The sequence below is a fragment of the Streptomyces sp. NBC_00582 genome, assembly GCF_036345155.1.
GTDB lineage: Bacteria > Actinomycetota > Actinomycetes > Streptomycetales > Streptomycetaceae > Streptomyces.
In genome coordinates this window covers 7,832,672-7,842,890 of record NZ_CP107772.1, presented here as the reverse complement: position 1 = coordinate 7,842,890, position 10,219 = coordinate 7,832,672, and the positions used below count along the sequence as shown (strand labels likewise).

Genomic DNA, 10,219 nt, shown 5'->3' with positions numbered 1-10,219 from the left:
CCTCAGCGTTGCTCGGGGTGAGGCCGGTCAGTGACCGCCCTGCTCGTCTCGGCGGCGCTGCCAGCGCTGCTCGATCCGGTCCATCAGCGAGCGCTTCTGCCGTCCCTGGCCGCGTGTGTGGTGGCCGCCCGCGGGGCGTTCGCCCGGCTTGGGGGCCTTGCGCCAGCCGGTGACGGCGAGCACCGCACAGCCCAGCATGACGAGGAAGCCCACCACACTGAGCCACACCTGCTTGGCGACCATTCCCGCCATGAGGAGCGCGATACCCACGAGGAAGCCCGCGACCGCCTGGTAGACCCGCCGCCGGGTGTACGTACGCAGCCCGCTTCCCTCGAGCGCCGACGCGAACTTGGGATCTTCGGCGTACAGCGCTCGCTCCATCTGCTCGAGCATGCGCTGCTCGTGCTCCGAGAGCGGCACGGAGTCCTCCTCATCGTGCAGTCGCCGGGGCGACTCGGGGGTCCCTTCAGGATAGGCAGGGATTCGCCCCCGTGAAACCCGCCCCTCTACGCCAATTGGCCAACCGGAGCCCGCCATGGGCGTCCCGGCTCGCTGAGGCTTCCATTCCCCAGCGGCCGACCCGTCATGCCGGGCGGTCTCCCTCGATCATACGGCGCACAGCGCCCGAACGGGGGGCCTGTGGCGTACTCCATGTGCCGCCAAGCCCCTGATCAGCGGGCGGGGTCCGGGAGCGCTCAGGCCTCCTCGCTCCCCCGCGTCTCACCGAGCACATGGAGCTGGGTGGCCACGGAGTGGAAGGCGGGGAGTTCGGCGGCGGCCTCCTCGAGCCTGAGGAGGGCGTCGAGGGCGCCGGGCTCGGTGTCCACGAGGACGCCGGGGACGAGGTCGGCGAAGACCCGCACGCCGTGCACCGCGGTGACGCCGAGGCCCGCGCCCGCCACGAGGTCGGTGAGCTGCTCGGCGGTGAAGCGGCGGGGCACGGGGTCGCCGCTGCCCCAGCGGCCGTCCGGGTCGGTGAGGGCCTGCCGGGCCTCCTTGAAGTGACCGGCGAGGGCCCGCGCGAGGACGGCTCCGCCGAGGCCGGCCGCGAGCAGGCTGAGGACGCCCTCGGAGCGCAGGGCGGCCACGGTGTTGCGGACGCCCTCGGCGGGGTCGTCGACGTACTCCAGGACGCCGTGGCACAGGACGGCGTCGTAGCCGCCGCGCTCGACCACGTCGAAGAGGCCGTGGGCGTCGCCCTGGACGCCGCGCACCCGGTCGGCCACGCCGGCCTCGGCGGCGCGCCGCTCCAGCGCGAACAGCGCGTTGGGGCTGGGGTCGACGACGGTGACCCGGTGGCCGAGGCGGGCGACGGGCACCGCGAAGTTGCCGCTGCCGCCGCCGGTGTCGAGGACGTCCAGCACCTCGCGGCCGGTGGCCTTGACCCGCCGCTCCAGGGCGTCCTGCAGGACCTCCCAGACCACGGCGGTGCGGAGGGCGGCGCGGGGGCGGTGGTCGGCGCGCAGCGAGGTCGTGTGGGGGTGGTGGTGGGAGACGGGCGGGCGCATGGGGTCCGGCACGGCAGTTGACTCCTCGGCGCGGCACCGCCTCTTGCGCGGCGGAGCGAACGGGCTGCCTCCCCGGACCGGTCCGACCGGAGTGCGGCCGCGCGGAGGAGAGGCTTCAGGCGCCTTCCACCCTATTGCCTCCGAGACCTTGACCGGGCACCCCGCCCCGGGCATCCGCAGCCCCCGGCCCAACAGCGCCCGGGCGGCCCCGGGACCACGGATCAGCGACACGCACGGGTGGCCCCGGTGCCACGGACAGCAGCGCACGGGCGGCCCGGGACCAGGGATCAGCGGCGGGCCCGGCTGGCCCCTGAACCACGGATCAGCGGGCGGGCCCGGCCGGCCCCGGGGCCACGGATCAGCGGCACGCACGGGTGCCCCCGGGCCACCGATCGCCGGCGCCCGAAGCGACCCGAGGTCACCGGTCACCGGGGCCCGGGCGGCGCTGCGGGCACCTCTCGGGGTTCGCCCGGCCCGGAAGCCGTCCTCGGGGTTCGCCCCGGCCCGGAAGCCGCCCTCGGGCTTCGCCCGGCCCGGCGCCGCTCAGCCGGCGTCCGGCATCGCCCGCCCCCTTCCGCCGCCGTCCGGGTCGTCCCCGTCCTGGCGGGGCTGGGGCAGGACCGGCTGGAGGACCAGCATGCGCTCGACGAGGCGGACGAACATCGCCACGTCGCGTATCAGGTCGTCGGCGTCCCGGCGGCTGGCCGCGCCCTGGATGCCCGCCTCGGCCCGGGCGCGGCGCCGGGCACCGGAGGCGAACAGCGCGCTCCACTCGGTGAGTTCGGGCGCGATCTCGGGGAGCACTTCCCAGGCGCTCCGGATGCGCGCCCGCTTACGGGGCGAGGGGTCGGGCCGGCCGCGCGCGGCGAGGACGGCCGCGGCGGTGCGCAGGGCGGCGAGATGGGCCGTGGCGTAGCGCTCGTTGGCAGTTTCGAGGACGGCCGCCTCCTCCAGGCCGGCGCGGGCCTGGGCGAGCAGGTCGAGTGCGGCGGGCGGGGCCGTCGTCCGGCGCAGCACGGGGTGCACGTCGCTCGCCGGGCCGGTCAGTGAGGGGGCAGGGCCGGTGGCGCGGCGCCGGTGGGCGGCGGCTGCGTGGTAGCTGGCCATGACGAACCTCCTGTCGTCGGTGTCACGGCACTCCCTGTCCGGTGGTGCCGTATGTGCCCATCGTGAGGTATGCCACTGACAATCCGTTCTGACCTGGGCTTTTGCTTCGATCGAAAGTTCGGGTTAGTTTTTGCACTGACCAGTCAGTTCAAAAAGTCAGGGGGGACTGTGGGCGGCATCCGCATCACAGCCGAGGGCCTCGGCCTCAAGGGCCCCCGGGGTTGGGCCTTCCGGGGCGTGGACCTCGACGCGGAACCCGGCTCGCTGCTCGCGATCGAGGGACCGTCCGGCTCCGGCCGCACGAGCCTGCTGCTCGCGCTCACCGGCCGGATGAAGGTGACCGCGGGGACGGCCACCGTGGGCACGGCACGGCTGCCGAAGCAGTCGGCCGCCGTGCGCCGGATCAGCGCGCTCGCGCATGTCGCCGGCGTCACCGACCTCGACCCGGCGCTGACCGTCGGCGAGCATCTGCGCGAACGGGCGCTGCTGCAGCGGCGCTTCGGCACCTCCGTACGGGAGCTGCTGCGCCCGCGCGCACAGCGGGCGACGGAGACCGGGCTCAGGATCGACACCGCGCTGGGCGCGGCCGGCCTCGACCGCGCGGCCCTGCCCAAGGGCGCGCGGACCGCCGTACGCGATCTGGAGCGGATCGAGGCACTGCGGCTGTCGGTGGCCCTCGCGCTCGTCGGACGGCCGGCGCTGCTCGGCGTCGACGACACCGACCTGAAGCTGTCCGAGGCCGAACGCGCCGAGGTCTGGGACCTGTTGAGGTCGATCGCCGCGTCCGGGACCACGGTCCTGGCGGTGTGCGCCGAGGCGCCGGAAGGCACCGCGAAGGTGTGCACGCGCACGCGTGACGACGAAAAGACGGACGCCAAGACGGACGACGAGACGGAGGAGAAGGCCGATGCGCTCGCCGAGACTGGCCGCGCTTGAGCTGCGCCGCTTCGGCAGGGGGAAACTGCCGCGGGCCGCGCTGGTGGCGCTGTTGCTGCTGCCCCTGCTGTACGGCGCGCTGTACCTGTGGTCCTTCTGGGACCCGTACGGCCGGCTCGACCGGATCCCCGTGGCGCTGGTGAACGACGACAGGGGGGCGACCGCCGACGGGAAACGGATCACCGCCGGCGACGACATCACCAAGGGGCTGCGTGACAGCGAGGTGTTCGACTGGCACGAGGTGAGCGCCGAGCAGGCACGCGCGGGCGTGGAGGACGGGACGTACTACCTGTCCCTGACCATGCCGGAGGACCTCAGCGCGCGGATCGCCTCCAGCGCGGGCGACACGCCGGAGACCGGCGCCCTCCAGGTGCGGACGAACGACGCGAACAACTACATCGTCGGGCAGATCTCCCGGACCGTCTTCAGCGAGGTCCGCACGGCCGCGTCCACGAAGGCCTCGCGCTCCTTCCTGGACAAGATCTTCGTGTCGTTCTCCGACATCCACGGCGCGACCGCCGAGGCGGCCGACGGCGCCGACGACCTCAAGGGCGGCATCGGCAAGGCCGAGAAGGGCTCCAAGGATCTCGCGGACGGCCTGTCGGCGGCCAAGAAGGGCAGCGGCTCGCTGGCCACGGGCCTGCGGAAGCTCGACTCGGGCTCCGGCGACCTGGCGGACGGCACCCGGCAGGTCGCCGACGGCACACAGGAGCTCGCCGACCGGGTCAACGGGGTCGCGGGCAAGGTGGGGCCGTTCCTGAAGGACAACGAGAAGACCATCGGCGACACCGCCCGGCTGGTCGCGGACTCCGCCCAGGCGGTCGAGGCCCACCTCGACACGCTGGTGAAGGCCGCGCCGACCGCCGCGAAGGGCGCGCACACCGCCTCGGACGCGCTCGCCGCCGTGTACCGGGCGCGTTGCGAGAACCCGGTGCTGCCCGACCCCGCCTGCGCGGACCTGAAGAAGGCACGGGACACCGCCGCCGAGGTAGCCACGATCGCGGACGACCTCAACACGCTGATCGCCGACCAGGACGGCGACCTGAGGACCATGCGCGCCCACCTCGGCACGCTCCAGGAGCAGGCCCGGGCGCTCGCCGACCGGGCCCCGCACCTCTCCGAGGACCTCGACGACGCGGTCACCCGGATCAACGCCCTCAACACGGGCGCCGGGAAGGTCGCCGAGGGAGCGCGCAAGCTGCACACCGGCCTCGGCACCGCCACCACCGGTGCGGGCAGCCTGGACCAGGGCGTCGGCCGGCTCAAGACCGGCGCCGAGGACCTCAGCGGTGGCATGTACAAGCTCTCCGACGGCTCAGGGCAGCTCGCCGACGGGCTGCACGACGGTGCCGCGCGGATCCCCGACTACGACGAGCGGGAGCGCGACACGCGGACGGCCGTGATGGCCGACCCCGTGCGGCTCGCCGCGCAGGACCTGCACAAGGCGGCGAACTACGGCACCGGTTTCGCGCCGTACTTCATCCCGCTGTCGCTGTGGGTGGGCGCGATGGTGGCGTACATGCTGATCCCGCCGATGAACCGGCGCGCGCTCGCCGTGGGCGCCTCGGCCTGGCGGATCGCGCTGGCGGGCTGGCTGCCGGTGGTCGCCGTCGGGGTGCTCCAGACGACGGCGCTGATGGCGGTGCTGCACTGGGCGATCGGCCTGGAGATGGCCCACGCGGCCGGGACGGTGGGCTTCCTGTTCCTCGTCACGGCGTGTTTCGCGGCCCTCGTGCAGTGGCTGAACGCGCGCTTCGGCGCGGCGGGCCGGATCCTCGTGCTGGCGCTGCTGATGCTCCAGCTCACCTCGGCGGGCGGCACCTACCCGGTGCAGACCAGCCCCGGATTCTTCAACGCCCTTCACCCCTGGCTGCCGATGAGTTACGTCGTGGAGGCGCTGCGCAGGCTGATCACGGGCGGCGGACTGCAACCGGTGTGGAACGCGTGCGGGGTGCTCGTCCTCTTCACCGCGGGGGCGCTGGCGCTGACCGCCCTGTCGGCCCGCCGCCGCCAGGTGTGGACCCTGGACCGGCTGCACCCCGAACTGAGCCTGTGAAGATCCGGCGTACGGGAGGTCGGGTTCCTGTGACAATCGGGACCATGGAAAGCAGCACCACGTCGGGCGGCCGCACCCGCCGCGAGGCCACCCGGCAGAAGCTCTACGAGGCGGCCGTCACGCTCATCGCCGAACAGGGCTTCTCCGCCACCACCGTGGACGAGATCGCCGAGCGGGCCGGCGTCGCGAAGGGCACCGTCTACTACAACTTCGCGAGCAAGTCGGTCCTCTTCGAGGAACTGCTGCGGCACGGCGTGGGCCTGCTCACCGCCTCCCTGCGTCAGGCGGCCGAGGACACCGAGCACCGGGGCGGCAGCAAGGTCGACGCCCTGGACGCGATGGTCCGCGCGGGCCTCGTCTTCATCGAGCGGTACCCGTCCTTCACCCAGCTCTACGTGGCCGAGCTGTGGCGCACCAACCGGACCTGGCAGTCCACGCTGATGGTGGTGCGCGAGCAGGCGGTCGCCGTCGTGGAGGGTGTGCTGCGCGAGGGCGTCGACAACGGCGAGTTCAGCGACGAGATCGATGTGCAGCTCACCGCGTCCGCGCTGGTCGGGATGGTCCTGGTGGCCGCTCTGGACTGGCAGGCCTTCCAGCCGCAGCGCTCTCTGGACGACGTCCACTCGGCGCTGTCCCGGCTGCTGCAGGGGCGGGTGAGCGGCCCCCGCTGACGGCGGGGAACGGAAGCGGACACAGAGGCGCCGGTCCGCGGTGGCCGCGTCCCCCGCGGGCCACCTCGAACCGGCGCTTCCTCGTGCTCCCCCGTTCCCCCGTTTCCCTCCCCCGTTGTTCGCCCGTGCTTCCCCCGTGCGGTCGTTCCCCGGGTCTCCCCCGTGGCTCGCTCCCGCCGATCGTGCCGGCGGAAGGAGCGGAGCGAGGGCCGCTCCGTTCCGGCGCCCCGTGTCGCCGGTGCCGGAGCCGCGCCCCTTTTCCGTGTCTCCACTCTCGCGTTCGCGCAGGCCCGCCCCCATCCGCGCGCGTACTCAACTCACCCTCTAGGTACGCGTACTCAGGGCTGTGTGCTCAACCTCGGAACCGCTCCGGCGCGGGCCGGCACGGTGACTGTCGGTGGCGGCGGATAAAGTCGCCGGCATGGCACGGATTGCGGTGATCGGCGCCGGGCTGGGCGCGATGGCGACCGCCGCCCGGCTGGCCGTCGCGGGCCACCGGGTGGCGGTGTACGAGCGTACGGAGACGTACGGCGGAGCGGTGCGCCGCTTCGAGCGGGACGGCTTCGGTTTCGACACCGGGCCGGGGCTGCTGCCCCTGCCCGCGGTCTACCGGGACCTCTTCGTCAAGACCGGCAAGGAGCCGCTGGAGGCCTGTGTCGAGCTGGTCCAGGTCGACCCGTCGGCCCGGCACGTGTTCGCCGACGGCACCGAGGTGTCCCTGCCGAACGCCTCGCGCGCGGGGGTCGTCTCCGCCCTGGACGAGGCGCTCGGGTCGGGCGCGGGGCTGCGCTGGGGCGACTTCCTGGTCCGCGCCCGTGAGGCCTGGGACCGCACCCGCCGCCCGCTCCTGGAGGAGCCCCTGTGGCCGAACTGGCGGGTGCTGGCCGACCGCGAGCCCTACCCCGCGGTGCCCCACAAGCGCCTGCTGCGCACCCGCAGGGCGGGCACCCTCGCCGAGGTCGGCGCCTGGGAGCTGCGCGACCCCCGGCTGGCCGCCCTGCTCGACGGATACGCGCTCGCGTACGGGCTGGATCCCCGCCTCGCCCCCGCGAGCGCGGCGGTGCTGCCGTACATGGAGCACGCCTTCGGCATGTGGTACGTACGCGGGGGTCTGCGGGAGCTGGCCCGCGCGGTGTACGAGCGGTGCGTGGCCCGCCGGGTCGAGTTCGTCTTCGGCGCCGAGGTCACCCGGGTGCTGGAGAAGGACGGCCGCGCGACGGGTGTGGAGCTCGCCGACGGCACGCCGGTGGACGCCGACTTCGTGGTCGCGCCCGGCAGCACGGCGGGGCTGCCCGTGCGGGGCGAGGGCGAGGTCGAGCCCCAGCGGGGCCTGCCCAGCCGGGTGACCGTGCTGCTGGCGCTGCGCGGCGCCCGGCCGGAGGGGACCGCGCACCGGACGGTGGTGCACACCACGGACCGCGAGGGCGAGCTGGAGAGCCTGTTCGGTACGGCACCGGCGGTGCCGGCGCGTCCGACGGTCACGGTGCTGCGGCCCGGCGACCCGGCGCTGGTGCCCGACGGCGACCACGAGGCGGTGACGCTCGGTGCGGCGGTGCCCGCGGGGGCGGAGACGCACGAGGAACACGTGGAGGCGCTGCTGTCCGCCGCGGAGCGGGCCGTGCCGGGGTTGCGCGACCGTGTGCTGTGGCGGGAGGTCCGTACCCCCGCCGACATCGCGGCGGAGACGGGCGTCCGGGGAGGCGCCGTCCCGGCACCCGCGCTGGCGGCGGCCGGGGGCCGGATGCTGCACCCGGCGAACTCGACCGGTCTGCAAGGGCTGTTCACCGCCGGAGGCTGGTCGCACCCGGGCGGCGGGCTCCCCCACGCGGGCATGTCGGGCGCGCTGGTGGCCGGACTGATCGTGGAGGGACCGGAGTTCCGCGGCTCGCAGTGAGGCTCAGAAGCGGTACTGCTGGCCGTCGTACCCGTTGCCCTGCCCCTGCTGGCCGTCGCCCTGGTACGGGTACTGCTGCTGCTCGGGCGGGAGTTCACCGCCGAACGGGTCGTCGGTGTTGCGCTGCTGCGGGACCCAGACCCCGCCCGCCGGGGTCTCCCCGTGGCCGCCGGTGCCGTACTGGTCCTGGCCGTAGCCCTGCTGCCCGTACTGCTGCTGGCCGTAGCCGCCGTCGTAGGTGCCGCCGCCGTAGGTCTGGGTGCCGATGTACGGGTCGGAGTAGGCGGCGTACTGCTGCTCGCCGGTGGTGTCGTAGCCGTACTGCTGCTGGTCGTACCCGGAGTAGCCGTCGTAGCCGTAGGCCGTCTGGTCGGCGCCCTGGGCGGCCGTCGCGTACTGGTCCTGGGGCTGGCCGCCGGCCTCCGCGTAGGCGGAGTCGCTGTATATGCCGTAGGAGCTGGTGTCGTCGGGCATGGGCTGCGGCGAGTAGACGGTGGCCTCGGTGGGCTGGGCGGGGCGGGCGGCCGGGGTGAAGACGTCGTCGCGGTCGTAGTCGTCGTCGCCGTACGCGTCCTTGGCGGCGTGGGAGGCCATGTCCTGGCCGTAGCTCAGGGCGTCGCCGAAGGACTCCTCGTCGCCGTAGCCGGGGAGGCGGCCGGTCTCGGGGCCGGTGCCCTCAAGGCCCGGGTCCTGCGCGTCGCCCTTGGTGCGGCGGCCCCTGCCCAGGCCCTTGGGGAGCGGTCCCTCGCCGTCGCCGCGGCGCACGGCCCAGCCCTCGGCGAAGCCACGGCGGAACGACAGCGTGACGTACGTCTGGCCGACCGCGAAGGCGGCCGCGCCCAGCCCGATGACGATCACCGACGGGATCAGCACACCGAGCACGACACCGAGGAAGCCCATGAACGCCAGCAGTCGCCAGCGCAGGCGCGCCTTGTACTGCAGCAGCACCTCGCCGAGCAGCCACAGCGCGACGATGCCGAACGCGATGTAGAGGACCGTCCAGCCCATGTACGCCCCTCTCCCAGTGGCCGCTACGCAGTGTGTCGTATCTGGATGCGACCGGTCTAGGCCTGCGGCGGGTGGTGCAGACCCAGGTTCTCGTAGATTTCCAGTGTCGCCGTGGAGTTGTTGAGCGTGATGAAGTGCAGTCCGGGCACTCCCTCGGCCAGCAGCCGTGCGCAGAACTCCGTGGCGAAGTCGATGCCAATGGAGCGTACAGCGGCCGGATCCTCTTTGGCTGTGAGGATCCGCTCTTTCAGGGCATCCGGGAAATGGGCGTTGCTGAGCTTGGGCAGCCTTTCCAGCATCTTCACACTCGTCACCGGCAGGACCTCCGGGATGACCGGGGTGTCACAGCCGGCCGCCACGACCCGGTCGCGCAGCCGCAGATACGACTCGGGCTGGAAGAACATCTGCGTGATGGCGTAGTCGGCGCCCGCCCGGCACTTGTCGACGAAGTGCGCGACGTCGGTGTCCCAGTCGCCGGAGCGCGGGTGCATCTCGGGGAAGGCGGCGACGCCCACGCAGAAGTCGCCCGACTCCTTGATGAGCCGGACGAGCTCGGCGGCGTAGGTGAGGCCGCGGGGGTGCGGCACCCACTCGCCCATCGGGTCGCCCGGCGGGTCGCCGCGCACCGCGAGCATGTTGCGGATCCCGGCGTCGGCGTACTGGCCGATGATGTTGCGCAGCTCGGCGATCGAGTGGTCGACGGCGGTGAGGTGGGCCACCGGGGTGAGGGTGGTGTCGACGACGATCTGCTGGGTCTCCTTGACCGTGGTGGCCCGGGTGGAACCGCCGGCGCCGTACGTCACCGAGACGAAGTCGGGGGCGACCGCCTCGACCCTGCGGAGCGCCTGCCACAGGCTCCGCTCGCCCTTGGGTGTCTTCGGCGCGTAGAACTCGAACGAGTACGTCGTCTTGCCGGTCGCCAGGATGTCACGCACGGTGCGTGCGCGGTCCGTCCTGGTGGATGCGGTTCCGAGGGCCATACCCGCAGGTTAACCAGGGGGCGACGGTCACCCAACCGGATGCCGGATATTTGCCCGAA

9 protein-coding genes are annotated in these 10,219 nt (G+C 73.4%); 4 read left to right on the top strand and 5 right to left on the bottom strand.

From position 1 onward, the window contains the following. Positions 1–27: 27 nt before the first annotated feature. From OG852_RS35460 to OG852_RS35450, 3 genes are all read right to left on the bottom strand, one after another. Entirely contained in the window at positions 28–420 is a 393-nt protein-coding gene (locus tag OG852_RS35460) for a DUF3040 domain-containing protein (protein ID WP_133910069.1), read from the bottom strand. Between the two features lie 275 nt (positions 421–695). Further along, positions 696–1,520 (bottom strand): methyltransferase, encoded by an 825-nt coding sequence (locus tag OG852_RS35455; protein WP_166663394.1) that lies wholly within the window; start codon positions 1,518–1,520, stop codon positions 696–698. 531 nt (positions 1,521–2,051) lie between these two features. Continuing rightward, positions 2,052–2,615: an SAV_6107 family HEPN domain-containing protein gene (locus OG852_RS35450; protein WP_133910068.1), complete on the bottom strand. Its 564-nt coding sequence runs from the start codon at positions 2,613–2,615 to the stop codon at positions 2,052–2,054. A 168-nt stretch (positions 2,616–2,783) separates the two neighbouring features. Here OG852_RS35450 and OG852_RS35445 point away from each other — a divergent pair, with 168 nt between their 5' ends. The 4 genes from OG852_RS35445 to OG852_RS35430 all read left to right on the top strand — a co-directional run bounded on the left by OG852_RS35445 (position 2,784) and on the right by OG852_RS35430 (position 8,172). Further along, the gene (locus OG852_RS35445) at positions 2,784–3,551 is read left to right on the top strand and encodes an ATP-binding cassette domain-containing protein (RefSeq protein WP_330350068.1); all 768 of its coding nucleotides are present in this window, start codon (positions 2,784–2,786) and stop codon (positions 3,549–3,551) included. Then, complete coding sequence (locus OG852_RS35440; protein WP_330350067.1) at positions 3,523–5,607, top strand: YhgE/Pip domain-containing protein; 2,085 nt, start codon at positions 3,523–3,525, stop codon at positions 5,605–5,607. Before OG852_RS35445 ends, OG852_RS35440 begins: the two co-directional genes overlap by 29 nt. A gap of 44 nt (positions 5,608–5,651) precedes the next feature. Beyond that, a complete protein-coding gene (locus tag OG852_RS35435; protein WP_133910065.1) occupies positions 5,652–6,278 on the top strand; it encodes a TetR/AcrR family transcriptional regulator in 627 nt (208 codons plus the stop codon). Between the two features lie 421 nt (positions 6,279–6,699). After that, positions 6,700–8,172 carry a phytoene desaturase family protein gene (locus OG852_RS35430; protein ID WP_330350066.1) on the top strand — a complete coding sequence of 491 codons (1,473 nt, stop codon included), beginning with the start codon at positions 6,700–6,702 and terminating at the stop codon, positions 8,170–8,172. 3 nt (positions 8,173–8,175) lie between these two features. Here the strand turns inward: OG852_RS35430 and OG852_RS35425 are convergent, their stop codons facing one another. Next, positions 8,176–9,180, bottom strand: coding sequence for an SCO2102 family sporulation regulator (locus tag OG852_RS35425; RefSeq protein ID WP_330350065.1), 1,005 nt, complete (start codon positions 9,178–9,180; stop codon positions 8,176–8,178). Positions 9,181–9,236: 56 nt separating this feature from the next. Further along, complete coding sequence (gene metF / locus OG852_RS35420) at positions 9,237–10,160, bottom strand: methylenetetrahydrofolate reductase [NAD(P)H] (protein ID WP_330350064.1); 924 nt, start codon at positions 10,158–10,160, stop codon at positions 9,237–9,239. Between the last annotated feature and the right edge of the window lie 59 nt (positions 10,161–10,219).